The sequence below is a fragment of the Actinotalea caeni genome, assembly GCF_009733795.1.
GTDB lineage: Bacteria > Actinomycetota > Actinomycetes > Actinomycetales > Beutenbergiaceae > Pseudactinotalea > Pseudactinotalea caeni.
In genome coordinates this window covers 23,196-36,639 of sequence record NZ_WNXX01000021.1, presented here as the reverse complement: position 1 = coordinate 36,639, position 13,444 = coordinate 23,196, and the positions used below count along the sequence as shown (strand labels likewise).

General features: G+C 67.8%; 13 protein-coding genes. 4 read left to right on the top strand and 9 right to left on the bottom strand.

Annotated elements, in window-relative coordinates; genetic code table 11:
* The first annotated feature begins 238 nt into the window (after nucleotides 1–238).
* Nucleotides 239–1,327: a DNA cytosine methyltransferase gene (locus GPA02_RS15445; RefSeq protein WP_156201283.1), complete on the top strand. Its 1,089-nt coding sequence runs from the start codon at nucleotides 239–241 to the stop codon at nucleotides 1,325–1,327.
* 226 nt (nucleotides 1,328–1,553) lie between these two features.
* Here GPA02_RS15445 and GPA02_RS15440 read toward each other — a convergent pair whose 3' ends face one another.
* The 5 genes from GPA02_RS15440 to GPA02_RS15420 form a co-directional block, all read right to left on the bottom strand.
* Nucleotides 1,554–2,255, bottom strand: a complete 702-nt coding sequence (locus GPA02_RS15440; RefSeq protein ID WP_156201281.1) for a DUF1361 domain-containing protein — start codon at nucleotides 2,253–2,255, stop codon at nucleotides 1,554–1,556.
* A complete protein-coding gene (locus tag GPA02_RS15435; RefSeq protein WP_156201279.1) occupies nucleotides 2,252–2,407 on the bottom strand; it encodes a hypothetical protein in 156 nt (51 codons plus the stop codon). Before GPA02_RS15435 ends, GPA02_RS15440 begins: the two co-directional genes overlap by 4 nt.
* 76 nt (nucleotides 2,408–2,483) lie before the next feature.
* Complete coding sequence (locus GPA02_RS15430) at nucleotides 2,484–3,392, bottom strand: SDR family oxidoreductase (protein ID WP_156201277.1); 909 nt, start codon at nucleotides 3,390–3,392, stop codon at nucleotides 2,484–2,486.
* Complete coding sequence (locus GPA02_RS15425) at nucleotides 3,328–3,996, bottom strand: SDR family oxidoreductase (RefSeq protein WP_156201275.1); 669 nt, start codon at nucleotides 3,994–3,996, stop codon at nucleotides 3,328–3,330. The genes GPA02_RS15430 and GPA02_RS15425 overlap by 65 nt, the downstream gene beginning before the upstream one ends.
* 45 nt (nucleotides 3,997–4,041) lie before the next feature.
* Nucleotides 4,042–5,151: an NADH:flavin oxidoreductase/NADH oxidase gene (locus tag GPA02_RS15420; RefSeq protein WP_162457800.1), complete on the bottom strand. Its 1,110-nt coding sequence runs from the start codon at nucleotides 5,149–5,151 to the stop codon at nucleotides 4,042–4,044.
* A gap of 138 nt (nucleotides 5,152–5,289) precedes the next feature.
* Between GPA02_RS15420 and GPA02_RS15415 the strand changes: the two genes are divergently transcribed.
* Both GPA02_RS15415 and GPA02_RS15410 read left to right on the top strand, forming a co-directional pair.
* Nucleotides 5,290–5,655: an ArsR/SmtB family transcription factor gene (locus tag GPA02_RS15415; protein ID WP_156201271.1), complete on the top strand. Its 366-nt coding sequence runs from the start codon at nucleotides 5,290–5,292 to the stop codon at nucleotides 5,653–5,655.
* 33 nt (nucleotides 5,656–5,688) lie between these two features.
* Nucleotides 5,689–6,078, top strand: coding sequence for a DUF1304 domain-containing protein (locus tag GPA02_RS15410; RefSeq protein ID WP_156201269.1), 390 nt, complete (start codon nucleotides 5,689–5,691; stop codon nucleotides 6,076–6,078).
* A gap of 13 nt (nucleotides 6,079–6,091) precedes the next feature.
* Here GPA02_RS15410 and GPA02_RS15405 read toward each other — a convergent pair whose 3' ends face one another.
* Complete coding sequence (locus GPA02_RS15405) at nucleotides 6,092–7,459, bottom strand: ABC transporter ATP-binding protein (RefSeq protein WP_156201267.1); 1,368 nt, start codon at nucleotides 7,457–7,459, stop codon at nucleotides 6,092–6,094.
* A 32-nt stretch (nucleotides 7,460–7,491) separates the two neighbouring features.
* Nucleotides 7,492–9,234 (bottom strand): ABC transporter permease, encoded by a 1,743-nt coding sequence (locus GPA02_RS15400; protein WP_156201265.1) that lies wholly within the window; start codon nucleotides 9,232–9,234, stop codon nucleotides 7,492–7,494.
* Nucleotides 9,235–9,470: 236 nt separating this feature from the next.
* Between GPA02_RS15400 and GPA02_RS15395 the strand changes: the two genes are divergently transcribed.
* The gene (locus GPA02_RS15395; RefSeq protein ID WP_338027531.1) at nucleotides 9,471–9,839 is read left to right on the top strand and encodes an ArsR/SmtB family transcription factor; all 369 of its coding nucleotides are present in this window, start codon (nucleotides 9,471–9,473) and stop codon (nucleotides 9,837–9,839) included.
* Here GPA02_RS15395 and GPA02_RS15390 read toward each other — a convergent pair.
* Nucleotides 9,823–10,539 (bottom strand): MgtC/SapB family protein, encoded by a 717-nt coding sequence (locus tag GPA02_RS15390; RefSeq protein WP_156201261.1) that lies wholly within the window; start codon nucleotides 10,537–10,539, stop codon nucleotides 9,823–9,825. The genes GPA02_RS15395 and GPA02_RS15390 overlap by 17 nt on opposite strands.
* A 140-nt stretch (nucleotides 10,540–10,679) precedes the next feature.
* On the bottom strand, nucleotides 10,680–13,424 hold the full coding sequence (gene mgtA / locus GPA02_RS15385) for a magnesium-translocating P-type ATPase (protein WP_156201259.1): 2,745 nt from the start codon (nucleotides 13,422–13,424) through the stop codon (nucleotides 10,680–10,682).
* Nucleotides 13,425–13,444 lie beyond the last annotated feature (20 nt).

Here is a 13,444-nt window from a genome sequence, read left to right as displayed (position 1 = left end):
AGGTAGGCGACGACCGACCGGGCGGCAGCCCCACCATCGCGCCGCCCTTGGGCGGCTTGGGCCTCGTCTGAAAGACGTGTGGCGGCTCTGAGGAAGGTCGAAAGAAGCATCGGGCAGCGAGGCGACCGACTGTGAGGAGCGCGGCGAGAGTCGAGTCGTGCACCTGGCAGGTGATACAGCCCTGGCCGCGCGCTCACGAGTGGATGCCGGCCGGGATCACCGATCTGCCGGAGTCCTCATGCACGAACCGAACGACGAACGCGACGACCGCCTGCGGGTCGGGTCGCTGTTCTCCGGCTACGGCGGACTCGACCTCGCCGTCGAGCAGGTCTTCGATGCCCGCACCGTCTGGTTCGCCGAGATCAACGAGCCAGTCGCCCGCGTCTTCACACACCACTGGCCCGACGCCCCGAACCTCGGCGACGTCACGACCATCGACTGGCGCGAAGTCGAGCCTGTCGACGTTCTCTGCGGCGGGTTCCCCTGCCAGGACGTCTCCACGGTCGGGAAGAGGGCTGGCCTCGCTCCCGGCACCCGCTCGGGCCTCTGGGCGTACATGGCGACGGCGATCGAGGCGCTGCAACCCGAGTGGGTCGTCATCGAGAACGTCCGCGGGCTACTCTCCGCGCCCGCGATCCGCGCGCCCTCGGAAGGAGACGATGATGAGCGACGCAACCCCGATGCCGCAACCCCCGACACTGCAGCCCTTCGCGGTATGGAACCCGACCCGTGGGGTCTGGGAGACCAGTCAACCCGACCTCTACGGGCACTTGGCGCCGTACTCGGAGACCTGGCCGACCTCCGGTACAACGCGAGATGGATCGGCTTACCCGCTTCCGCAGTCGGCGCACCGCATCCCCGGTTCCGCGTCTTCATCCTCGCCCACCGCACTGTTCCGAACCCCGCTGGCCTCGGACTCGTCTCGCGGTGGGGAGACCCTGGATCAGGTGAAGGCGCGGAGCGGAACGATCGCGCTCAGCCACCAAGTCATCGACCTCGTGACACGGGGTGGGCATCCGCGCTCGCCGGAGGAGACGTTCGCGCTGATCGAGGACTTCTTCGACGCTGGGGACGCTACGCCGCAGCCATCGCCCGGTGGGAACGCATCACCGGACGCCCCGCCCCAGCCCCTGCCCCTGCCATCCTGAACCAACATGAGGGGCCGCGACCGGCACCCGCCTTCGTGGAGTGGCTCATGGGTCTGCCGGCAGGCTGGGTCACCGATCCCGAGCTCGCCCTTACGCATGCTCAGCAGCTCACAGCGCTCGGTAACGGTGTCCTGCCGCTCCAGGCCGTAGCCGCAGTTCGCAGCCTTCGCTATAGGTGAAGGCTCTCGTCCTTTGACTCGCGAGGAACCGTTGAGGGCACAGGCCGAAGCTGAACCAAAGGAACCGCAACCCGGACCCACAGTCCCACAGGCGCGACCCTTCGTGGCGTTGAACCCCGGCCCTTGGGGACTGGGAGACCACCCCGTCCGAACCTCTACGAGCACTTGGCACTTGGTACTCACTCGCCCCTTGGCGCGGTGCATCGTGGCCGGAACGGGGTCACGTTCAGCCGCCGAGCAGCGCGTCGGGGACGCCGGTGACAATCAGGTAGACGAGCGCGAGCAGGATGGTGTGGGTGAGGCAGAAGCCGAGTGCGTCGCGGGCGTGGCCCGGCTCTCGGAAGTAGGTGCCGAGTTTGCGGGCGAAGGATGCGGGGTGGGCGATGTCCCAGCTGTTGAAGCGGATGTAGCGGCCGAGGTACATGCCGAATGTGACGAGGAGCAGCACGACACCTGCGAGAACCCAGGAGTCGGCGCCTGCCAGCGGCCGGCTGGTGTTGGGGTGCGCGATCAGGACGTAGATGGCCTGGACAACGTAGACGTTCAGGACGGTGTTCATGACCCCCGACAGGGCGAGACTGAGGGTTAGGACGATGTCGTACCACAGCGGCACGCTCTCGGTCCCGCGGCGGTGCGACATGTTCAGCTCGGTGATCAGGTATGCCGAGTTCGGCAGAAGAAGAAGCCAGGCCGCACCACCGATGAGAACGACGGTCCACAGCAAGACCGTGCTCGGGGCGGCCACCGCGACCGCGACCAGCCCGGCGAGCACGAGGAGCAGGACGACGGCCGGCGCCAGAGAGAGTCCGATGTTCAGCAGCATCGGCCGGTACAGGCGGGTTCGATACAACGGCGCCCGCGCGAGTACGAGGAGCGCGGCGAAGGCGTTGAGACCGACAACGGCGGCTGGAAGCAGGAGGGCGGTCATCGATTCGACGCCTGCTTTGGGAGGAACGTGTCGAAGTTGACCCAGACCTGGGCGAGCGGCGCGGCGAGGTCATCGAAGTGGAGGAGCTCTCCCTTGTCGTCGTGGGAGAGCTGGCCGGAGACGCCGTGGCTGAACGTGTCGATCTGGCTCATCAGAGCCTCCTCCATGTCGTCGGGTGAGATGAGCGGTCGTGCGGCGGCACCGTCCTGCGGGGTGCCGCCGCGCCGGTTAGGCGGTCTGTTTGGTGGGCAGGATCAGGGTGTGAGCGAGGTTGACGTGCGCGGGCCGGGTCACGGTGAACGTGACAAGTTCGGCGAGGTCTTGCGGGGTGAGCCAGTCGATGGTCTCCTTCGCGCCCTCCAGCCACGCCTTGGTGCCCACGTCAGTGACGTGGGACTGCAGTTCGGTGCCGACGATGCCAGGGGCGATGTTCGCCACGCGCACGTTCTGGGCGCCGAGTTCGGTGCGCAGGTTCGCGGTCAGGTGCTTCACGAACGCTTTGGTGGCCCCGTACACGGCGAAGCCGGGACTCATGCTCTCGCCCGCGATCGACCCGGTGTTGATCAGGTCCGCGACACCGTCGCGCTGGGCGGCGGCGAGGAGTTGGTCGGTGAACGCATCGGCGACGGTGACTAGGGCGGTCACGTTCAGGTCGATCTGCTTGTTCCAGTCGGCCATGTTGTGCCCGGCGAACGGGGCCGGGAGCATGATGCCGGCGTTGTTGAACAGGATGGACGCCCCGCCCAGCTCCTCCTGCACCCGCATTGCGGCAGCACGCACGGCGTCCGGGTCGGTCACATCGACTGTCAGCGGCAGGGCGGTGCCGCCGCTGCGGGTGATCTCCTCGGCGATGTCGGTGAGGGTGTCGCCGCGGCGGGCGATGAGGGCGACCTTCGCCCCTTCGGCGGCCAGCGCGAGCGCAGTCACGTGCCCGATACCCGACGATGCTCCGGTGATGACGGCGGTGCGGCCCGCCAGTGCTTCAGAAATGATGGTTGCTCCTTGCGATGAAAAGTCGGTCAGTGCCGCAGCGTCTGGCGCCGTGCGGGACGCCGGATACCTGCGGCGGTGTTTAGCGGCGCGGTCCGGTGGATGCGGCCACTTGTGCTGCGGCGTCGGCGACGGGGGTGTCGCCATCGGTGAGTTCCACGATCACGCGGGACAGTGCCTTCTCGTGGAGGGCGGCGTCGATGAAGGCGGCCACGTTGTCACGGGCGACGTCTCCGTACTCGATCGCGATGCCGGCGGTGACCTGGCCCGATCCGGGTTCGTCGCGCAGCAGGCCCGGGCGGACGATGATCCAGTCCAGGGCGGTGCGGGTGAGGTACACGTCCGCGGTCTTCTTGACCCGCATGTAGTGCTCGAACCCCTCTCCGAGCCCCTTGGCCCGTTCGGACTCCGGGAACGCGGACACCACCACGAAACGAGTCGCGCCAGCAAGCGCCGCGGCGTCGGCGGCCTTCTCCAGGCCTTTCCCGTCGATGAGGGTGGTCCTGTCCTGTCCGGTGCCGTGCGCGCCGGCGGAGAACACGACCGCGTCGTGCCCGGCCATGAGGGCGGCAAGCTCGTCGACGGTGTTGCCGATGAGGTCCCCGGTCACCGGGGTGCCCCCGGCATTACGGATGGTGTCGGCCTGTGCCGGGTTGCGGTGCATCCCGGTGACCTCGTCACCGCGCTTCGTGAGCAGCCCGGTGAGGCGATGCCCGACGCCGCCGGCGGCGCCGATCTGGAAAACCTTCATGAGGGTTCCTTCCTAGTCATGCTTGTGTTGTCGTTGATCTGAGGTCTACAGGGTGTAGGCGTACTGCTCGATGAACCGCGGGCTCGCACCCAGCTCCAGGGCGGCGTCGTTGGCCCAGGAGGGGTTGCGCAGCAGCGGCCGCCCCAAGAACACCGCATCCGCCTGACCCGAGGACACAAGGTCGTCGGCGAGCTGTGGGGAGTCGATCCGGCCCACCGCCGCGGTCAGCACCCCGGTCTGGTTGCGGACGATCGCGGCGCGGCTGGTCTGATAGTCCCGCTCGCGCGGGATCGGGACCACCTCGATGCCGCCCGAGGACGCATCGATCAGGTCCACACCGCGCTCGGCCACCCACCGCGACAACTGCACCGTCTGGTCCACCGTCCAGGAGTCGCGGGCGTCCGCCGGGTTCTCCTCCACCCAATCAGTGGTCGAGACCCGCATGAACACCGGCTTGCCCTCCGGCCACACCGAGCGGACCGCGTCGACGATCTCCAGCACGAACCGCGCCCGATTCTCCAGCGACCCGCCGTACTCATCGGTGCGCTCGTTCGTGATCGGAGACAGGAACGAGTGCAGCAAGTACCCGTGAGCGGCGTGAATCTCAACCACATCGAACCCGGCCTCATCGGCCCGACGCGCCGCCTGCGCGAACGCGGCGACCACGGCCTGGACCTCGTCGTGGGTCAACTCCTGCGGCACCGGTGACCCCGGGAACGCCAGCGGGCTCGGGCTCACCGGTGCCCACCCGTAGGACTGCTCGCCGACGTAGTTCTCCTCGCCGATGAACTTCCCACCCAGCCACGGACGGTCACTCGACGCCTTCCGTCCGGCGTGGCCGAGCTGAATGCTGGGAACCGCGCCGGCCTCACGGATACCGCGAGCCAGACGGGCGAAGTCCTCGGTCTGCGCGTCATCCCACAACCCGAGGTCGTACGGGGAGATGCGACCCTCGGGGACCACCCCGGTCGCCTCTACCATCACCAGGCCCACCCCGCCGGCAGCGCGGCTCGTGTAGTGGGCGAAGTGGAAGTCGTTCGGACGGCCCGCCCGTCCCGTTTGGGGTTCGGCGGTGTAGGTGCACATCGGCGACATCCACACCCGGTTCGGGAACTCCACACCACGGATCTGGATCGGGTCGAACACGTTCGTCACAGCTGAGATCTCCATTCGAGGCAAGTCAAGTAGTACGCTGTTCATCGTACAACGACAGTCACCGTACAACAAGGTAGGATGGGTGTCGAACAAGATGAGGCATGACCCGCACCGCCCTGGACCCCTTTGGAGGAAGACGTGGCCCGCGAGCTTGACCACCCCGACATCGGCACTGTTTCCCTGGACACCGTGCTGGCCGCACTGGCCGACCCGATCCGGCGCGAGATCATTACCCAGCTCTCCACCGGCCACAACGACCAGGCGTGCATCGCGTTCGACCTGCCCGTGTCGAAGTCCACCTCCACCCACCACTTCCGAGTGCTCCGCGAAGCCGGACTCATCACCCAGCGCTACGAGGGCACCGCCATCCGCAACACCCTGCGCTGCGAGGACATGGACACCCGATTCCCGGGGCTCCTCGACGCGGTGATCGACGCCGAGTGCCGCACGAGAAGTCAAGGCGCGAACCGCCTTGTCGGCGTGGACGCCACCGTCGGCGCGTAGAGAGAACATTCAGATCCAGAAAGGTCGCTCATCATGATCATCGCCGGGCTCATCACGGCCGGACTGGCCGCGCTGGTGCATGTGTTCATCTTCTACTTGGAGTCCGTCGCCTGGGAGGGTGAGCGTGCCCGCGCACTGTTCCGCACCGGCAGTGTCGAGGAGGCGCGGGCGACGAAGTTCCTGGCGTTCAACCAGGGTTTCTACAACCTGATCCTTGCGCTCCTTGCCTTGATCGGGATCGTGTTTGCTGCGCTGGGGCAGACGCAGACAGGTATCGTCCTCGCCCTGGCCGGGACCGGTTCGATGTTGGCCGCCGCTGTGGTGCTGTTCCTCTCTTCGCCGCCGCATCGGTCCGCAGCTCTCAAACAGGGCGCGTTGCCGCTGGTCGCGGTGCTCGCGCTCTCGATCGGGCTCGCCGTGTGACCTGTGGAGGTGACTAGGGTGCCTGGCCGCCGTCGTTGTCGGTGTCTCGGCTGATGAGCATGGCGCTGAGGGCGGCGGCGATTTCGGAGAGGACCAGTTCCCCGGTGTTGGCGTCGTAGTCGAACAGTTCCCCGTAGCGGCCCCAGTCGATGGCGATGTCGAGTTGCTTTTCGGTGTCGTCGGCGTTGTATCCGCGGCGCAGCAGGTCACGGAAGAAGTCGTCGCGCAGGGCGCCGCCGTCGCTGTTTTCGAGGGCTGTGACGATGGTGGCGACGAGGGGGGCGTGTTCGACGGCGAGGGTGGCGAACACTTCTTTGGAGCGTTGGATGTCGGCGGTGTACCACGCGCGGCCGGTGTCGGTGAGGAAGGCTTGGGCGCCGTCGATGTCGAGCAGGCCCAGCATGCGGGCGGCGTCGACCAGCGGCAGCAGGTCGTCGACGTGGAAGGACAGTTCGTCGGCGAGGTCGGGCAGGTCGGCTTGGCCGTGGTGGGCGTAGACGATTTCGACCAGGCCGGCCAGGCCGCCGACACTGGCGTCGGGCAGCGGATGGGTCAGCGGTCCGGGGACGGCGGCGCGTTCGGCGGCGGAGCGTTCGTCGCGGCCGGTGAGGATGGCGTAGAGCCGGTCGACGGCGGCGTCGAAGGTGGGGCTGCGCCGATCCCTGGGCCGCGGCAGCAGGATGGGCACTTCTGCTTTGATGTGGCCGGGACCGGAGCCCAGGACGAGCACACGGTCGGCCAGGAGCACGGCTTCTTCGATGTTGTGGGTGACGATGCAGATGCTCTTGGTCGGGAAGTCCGGTCGCGCCCACAAGGAGATCAGCTCGCCGCGCAGGTTCTCGCTGGTGAGGACGTCGAGTGCGGAGAAGGGTTCGTCCATCATGAGCACGTCGGGTTGCAGGACCAGGGCACGGGCGAAGCCGACCCGCTGGCGCATGCCGCCGGACAGTTCGCGCGGGTAGGCGGTCTCGAACCCGTCCAGGCCGATCTGGTCGATGGCGTCCAGGGCGCGCTGTCGGCGCTGCTTGTCGGGCACGCCGGCGGCGCGCAGGCCCAGTTCGACGTTGTCTTGGACGGTGAGCCAGGGCATCAGCGCGAAGGACTGGAACACCATCGCTGCGCCGGGGTTGGCGCCGTTGAGCGGGGCGCCGCGGTAGCGGACCTCGCCGCTGCTGGGGGCGATGAGCCCGGCGAGGGTGCGCAGCAGGGTGGACTTGCCGGAACCTGACTTGCCGAGCAGCGCGACGACCTCCCCCTCGTGCAACGTGAGCGTCACGTCGTCCAGGACGTGCAGGACCGAGCCGTCGGCCGCGGGGAACGACTTCGACAGGTGCTCGGCTTCGATCAGCGCGGTGCGCCCCGGCGCGGGTGATGCGGTCATGGCAGGTCACGTCCTTTCGTGGGTCGACGGGTTCAGGTCAGCGACAGTCGGCGTTCGGCGAATCCGTACAGGGGCCGCCAGAACAGGCGGTTCAGGCCGACGACGAACAGGCTCATCACGGTCACACCGACCAGGGTCTTGGCGAACTCGCCATCGGCGGTGGAGGAGGCGATGTAGGCGCCCAGGCCGGTGGCGGTGAGGGTCTGGTCGCCGTAGGAGACGACTTCGGCGACGATCGAGGCGTTCCAGGCGCCCCCGGCGGCGGTGATGCCGCCGGTGACCCAGGACGCGAAGATCGCCGGCCCGTAGAGGTAGCGCCAGGTGTGGTATCGGCCCAGGCGCAGGTTGATCGCGGCTTCACGCAGGTCGTTGGGGATCGCTGCGGCACCGGCGATGACGTTGAACAGGATGTACCACTGCGCGCCGAGGGCCATCAGGAAGATGCCACCGATGTTCAAGCTGACCCCGGTCTGGATCAGCAGCAGCGTGACGAAGGGGAACAGGAAGTTCGCGGGGAAGCTGGCGAGGACTTGCACGACCGGTTGCGCGAACCGTGTGACCTTGGGGCTGAGCCCGATCCACACCCCGATCGGCACCCAGATGAGGGTGCCGGCGATGAGCAGCACCAGCACACGGGCGAAGGTGGCCAGGCCCAGACCTGCGGCGACGGCGAACTGGTCCAGGCCCACGTTGTCGCTGATGTAGCCGAGCATCCGCACCAGCCCGAGCCCGATCAGGGCGCACACGATCACGGTGAACACGATGTCTCCGATGCGCCGGCGCGTCGGGTTGACCCGCAGCGGCCGGTCGGAGCGGCCCAACGGGCGGGTGATCCGCTCGAGCCCGACACCGACCGGGCGCAGCACCCGGGCGATGACGGCGGGGATGACCGAGCGGCGCAGCAGGTCGAGCATGATGCTGCGCTGCTGCTCGACGGTGACGGTGTCGCCGGTGCGGAACCGTTCGGCCCAGGCGGTCAGCGGCCGCCAGAAGAGGAAGTTGACGCCGATGACCATGACGATCATCACCCCGATCGCCAGCAGCAGCCGGCCGATCTCCTCGTTCTGCGACGCGGCGGCGACATAGGAGCCGATGCCGGGCAGCGCATAGACCCGGTTGTTGACGCTGATGACCTCGGAGGCGATCAGGAAGAACCAGCCGCCACCGAAGCTCATCATCCCGTTCCACACCAGCGGGATGGTGCCGTAGGGGACGTCGAGCTTCCAGAACCGTTGCCACTTGGTCAGCCGCAGCAGCCGGGCTGCTTCGTCCAGGTCGCGAGGCTGGGTGATCAGGGACTGGTAGAACGCGAAGGTCATGTTCCATACCTGGCTGGTGAAGATCGCGAAGATGCTCGCGAACTCGACCCCCAGCGCGGTGCCGGGGAACAGCAGCAGCCACACCGACAGGGTGATCGACAAGAACCCCAGCACCGGGACCGCTTGGAGCACGTCGAGGGTGGGCAGCAGGACCTTCTCGGCCCGCCGCGAGCGGGCCGCGGCGGTGGCGTAGACGAAGGTGAACAGCACCGAGACGGCCAGGGCCGCGAACATGCGCAGCAGCGAACGAGCCGCATAGTAGGGCAGGTTCGCCGGGTCGGTGGAGACGGTGGAGGGGGCGGTGACCTGATCGAACGGTGCGGTGATCCCGTGGGAGAGCTGGATCACCAACCAGAACAACACGGCGACGCCCAGGAGCACGACTGCGTCGGCAGCGATGTGGCTGCGGGCGCGCAGCGAGGAGCCCTGGCTGGTGAAGGGGCGCGGCGTAGCCATCACGGTCTCCTGGAGGGTGCGGGACAGGCCGCGCCGAGCACCCTCAGAGCATCAGCGTGGCGGGCAGCGAAGGCACCAGCAGGCGGTACTGGCAGGGTCTGAACTCATACCGTTCACCTCCGGTGTCTGCGGCCCGACATGGGTCACCCCTCAGCATACTCAACGCTCAATGGCTTGCGCATATCTCAGATCGTTTGGATGATGGAGGGATGGAACCTCACAGACAGCCCCGCCCGGTGACCGACGCGCAACTGGCAGCGGCGGCGGCGACGTTCGACATGCTGTCGGCCCCGAGCCGGCTGCACCTGGTGTGGCTGCTGGCCACCGGGGAGTACGACGTCTCGACGCTGGCTGAGCAGTCCGGGTCGAACGTTCCGGCGGCGAGCCAGCATCTGGCGAAGCTGCGCGCGGCGGGGATCGTCACTGCCCGCCGTGAGGGACGTCGGCAGCTGTACCGGGTGGAGGACCCGCACATCCTCACCGTGATCGAGCAGATGTTCTCCCATATCGCCCCGGACGGGACTCTCGCCGGGTCGGCCGATCAGCGGCGCCCGCCGCGGCTGCCGCGGTTCGAGACCGCCGGGGCGGTCAGTCCACGGGGCTGATGTCTTCGGCGCTCCACCGCACGCCGAGCACTTCGGGGGTGTGGATCACGTCGGCGATCGCCTGTTCGATCTGACGGTCATCCCGCTCGGGGCTGGTCACCGTCGCGGTGATGACGACCAGATCGTCGGGCAGGTCGGTGGCGGCGACGGACTGCACGGTGAGGTCGGGACGGTGCACGGCATCGAAGACGATGGCGCGGACCTCGACCTCGTTCTCGCGGGCGCAGCGGACCTCGAAGGTGTACTCGACCTCGGTGTTCTTCTCCCGTCCGGTGGAGCCGGGACGGCGATCCAGCATCCGTCCCACCGGGCGCAGCAGCACGTTTGCGGCGATCACGATGACCGTGCCCGCAGCGGCGACCCACACCATCCCTCCCCCGGCCAGCGCGCCGACCGCAGCCGATGCCCAGAGGGTGGCGGCGGTGTTGAGCCCGGAGATGGACGCGCCTTGCTTCATGATGACGCCGGCGCCGAGGAAGCCGATGCCGGAGACGATCTGCGCGGCCACCCTGGTGGGGTCGGCGCCGGGTCCGTCGAAGCTGTAGGCGCCCATGATCACGAACAGGGTCGAGCCCAGGCTGACCAGCGCGTTGGTGCGCACCCCGGCGGTACGGGCGCGCCATTGACGCTCGAATCCAATGAGGGTGCCGAATCCGACGCCGGCGATGATGCGGATGGCGATGTCGATCGCGTCGATCATGATGGGTGTCCTTTGCGTAGTCGTGGGGCGACCCGGCGTCGCGGGGTGATGCGTCGCCGGGTGCGGGGTGTCGTGGGTGTGGAGGGCATGGGTGCGGGGTGCGGCCGGGTTCTGCTCGGCCGCACCCCGTGGGTGGTGGGTCAGATCCAGGCGCCGAACTTGCGGATGAACAGCGTCTTCACGCCCTGCACGAGCACGCAGTACGTGGCCAGGGTGAGGATCAGCCACGGGAAGTAGGTCCAGGGCAAGGCGACCAGCCCCAGTGCCTGACCCCATCCGCTGAACGGCAGGATGAGCCCGAAGACGCAGACCGTTGCGGTGGCCAGCAGCACCGGCAGGCTGGGCCGGGACTGGATGAACGGGATGCGGCGGGTGCGCAGCATGTGCACGATCAGGGTCTGGGAGATGATCGACTCGATGAACCAGCCGGACTGGAACAGGGCGGCCATCTCGGGCGAGTTGGCCTGGAACACGAACCACATCAGCAGGTAGGTGGTGATGTCGAAGATGGACGAGGTCGGGCCGAGGAAGACCATGAACCTGGACAGGCTCTTGGACTCCCAAGTGCGGGGCGCTTTGATGTCGCCCTCGTCGACCTTGTCCCACGGCAGGGTGAGCATCGACAGGTCGTAGGCGAGGTTCTGTACCAGGACGACCAGGGGGATCATCGGCAGGAACGGCAGCATCGCGCTGGCGACCAGGATCGAGAACATGTTGCCGAAGTTCGACGACGCGGTCATCTTGATGTACTTCATCGTGTTGACGAGGGTGCGGCGCCCTTCGAGCACCCCGCCTTCCAGCACGGTGAGGTCCTTATCCAGCAAGATGATGTCGGCGGACTCCTTGGCGATGTCCACGGCCGTGTCGACGGAGATACCGACGTCGGCGGTGCGCAGCGCGGGGGCGTCGTTGATGCCGTCGCCCATGAAGCCCACGGTGTGTCCGTGCTCCCGCATAGCCGCAACGATCCGGGCCTTCTGGGAGGGGCTGACCTTCGCGAACACGGTGGTGTGCTCGGCCAGCTCTCCCAGCTCCGCGGCGGTGAGCTGCTCAATGTCGGAGCCGAGGATGATGGTGCCCGGCTCGACGCCGATCTGCCGGCACACGGTGGCAGCCACCAGTGGGTTGTCGCCGGTGATGATCTTCACGGCCACGTCGTGCCCGTTCAGGCTGGCGATCGCAGCTCCCGCCGTGGCCTTGGGCGGGTCGAGGAAGGACAGGAAGCCGACCAGGGTCATCTCCCGCTCATCGGCGGTGCTGTACTCGGCGGTCTGCCCTTGGCGGGCCACCGAGCGCACGGCCACGGCGAGCACCCGCATCCCGGCCTCGTTCTGCTCGGCCACCAGCGCGTCCAGCGCGCTGCGGCGTGCGGCGCTCAGGCGGGTCTCGTCGCCGTCGTTCAGCTCGGTGGTGCACTGTGCCAGGACTTCTTCGACGGCGCCCTTGGTGATGATCGTCTGCGCGAAGCCGTCGTCGACGACCACCGACATCCGACGCCGCACGAAGTCGAACGGCATCTCGTCGATCAGCGTGTATCCGCGCCGCACCCGGTCCAGCTCGCCCGGTCCGGCGGCGGTGAGGATCGCCGTATCGAGGAGGTTGCGCAGCCCGGTCTGGAAGTGCGCGTTCAGGGTCGCGTAGCGCAGCGTGGTCCGGCTGGTGCGGCCGGTGACGTCCAGGTGGCGCTCCAAGACGATGCGGTCCTCGGTGAGGGTGCCGGTCTTGTCCACGGCGAGCACGTCCATCGCGCCGAAGTTCTGGATGCTGTTGAGCCGCTTGACGATCACCTTGCGGGCCGCCATGAACCGTGCGCCCTTGGCGAGGTTGGCGGTGACGATCAGGGGCAGCATCTCCGGGGTCAGGCCGACCGCGGTGGTCACTCCGAACAGGAACGCGCTGGTCCAGTCCTTGGTGAGGCCGTTGATCAGGAACACCACCGGCACCATCACCAGCATGAACGTGATGAGGGTGAAGCTGACCTTCTTGATCCCGGCATCGAAAGCGGTCTCGGGGCGCACCCCGACGATCGCCGAGGACATCCGGCCGAAGTAGCTGAGCGTGCCGGTGCCGATCACCACCGCGGTACCGGACCCGGAGACCACGGAGGTGCCCATGAACCCCAGGTTCGGTGCGTCGATGATGGTCGCGGTCGTGGCGCCGGGGTGGGGCTGGGCCGTCTTCTCCGCCGGCATCGCCTCACCGGTGAGCATGGCCTGGTTGATCTGCAGGTCCTTGGTGCGCAGGAACCGCACGTCGGCGGGGATCATGTCACCGGCGGCGAGTTGGACGATGTCGCCGCGCACGATCTCCTCGATCGGCCGCTCACCGGTGACCGGCTTGCCGGCGACCATGCGGGTCACCGCCGCGGTGGTGCGCACCATCGCCTTCAACTGCTCCGCCGACCGGGACGAGCGGTACTCCTGCCAGAACCGCAGGGTGGCGCTGACCAACACCATGATGCTGATCGTGATCACGCCGGTGAAGTCCGGCCCCTCGGCGGGGTCGGCGAAGATCACATCGGTGCACACCATGATCGCGACCAGGAAGATCAGGATCAGGATGAACGGGTTGGCGAAGGTCGCGGCGAACTGCACCACCGCCGGGGCGGGCTTGTCGTGGCGGACCTCGTTGCGGCCGTACCGGGCGCGGACCCGGGCCACCGCGTCCTCGGTCAGGCCGTTGTGGCTGGTGCTGAACGTGTCCAGGGTCGCCTCGGCGGACAGCTTCGCCGACTCCACCAGAAGCCGCTGCTGACCGCCGGGAAGGTTCGAGGCCCGCGGGTCGGTGTTCTTCTTCTTGTTCCGCGGCGGGCGGGAACCCACGCCGGGTGTGGGGCCAAGCGGCGGCGAGGTCAGAAGCCGGGCGCGGGCGTAGAGGGTGTGCATGGAAGTGTCTCCCATCGGGT

Excerpts from the sequence above, each read along its gene's own strand:
- GPA02_RS15445 (WP_156201283.1), top strand. The coding sequence starts at position 239 with ATGCACGAACCGAACGACGAACGCGACGACCGCCTGCGGGTCGGGTCG.
- GPA02_RS15440 (WP_156201281.1), bottom strand. The coding sequence starts at position 2,255 with ATGACCGCCCTCCTGCTTCCAGCCGCCGTTGTCGGTCTCAACGCCTTC.
- GPA02_RS15435 (WP_156201279.1), bottom strand. The coding sequence starts at position 2,407 with ATGAGCCAGATCGACACGTTCAGCCACGGCGTCTCCGGCCAGCTCTCC.
- GPA02_RS15430 (WP_156201277.1), bottom strand. The coding sequence starts at position 3,392 with ATGGCGACACCCCCGTCGCCGACGCCGCAGCACAAGTGGCCGCATCCA.
- GPA02_RS15425 (WP_156201275.1), bottom strand. The coding sequence starts at position 3,996 with ATGAAGGTTTTCCAGATCGGCGCCGCCGGCGGCGTCGGGCATCGCCTC.
- GPA02_RS15410 (WP_156201269.1), top strand. The coding sequence starts at position 5,689 with ATGATCATCGCCGGGCTCATCACGGCCGGACTGGCCGCGCTGGTGCAT.
- GPA02_RS15405 (WP_156201267.1), bottom strand. The coding sequence starts at position 7,459 with ATGACCGCATCACCCGCGCCGGGGCGCACCGCGCTGATCGAAGCCGAG.
- GPA02_RS15400 (WP_156201265.1), bottom strand. The coding sequence starts at position 9,234 with ATGGCTACGCCGCGCCCCTTCACCAGCCAGGGCTCCTCGCTGCGCGCC.
- GPA02_RS15390 (WP_156201261.1), bottom strand. The coding sequence starts at position 10,539 with ATGATCGACGCGATCGACATCGCCATCCGCATCATCGCCGGCGTCGGA.
- mgtA (WP_156201259.1), bottom strand. The coding sequence starts at position 13,424 with ATGCACACCCTCTACGCCCGCGCCCGGCTTCTGACCTCGCCGCCGCTT.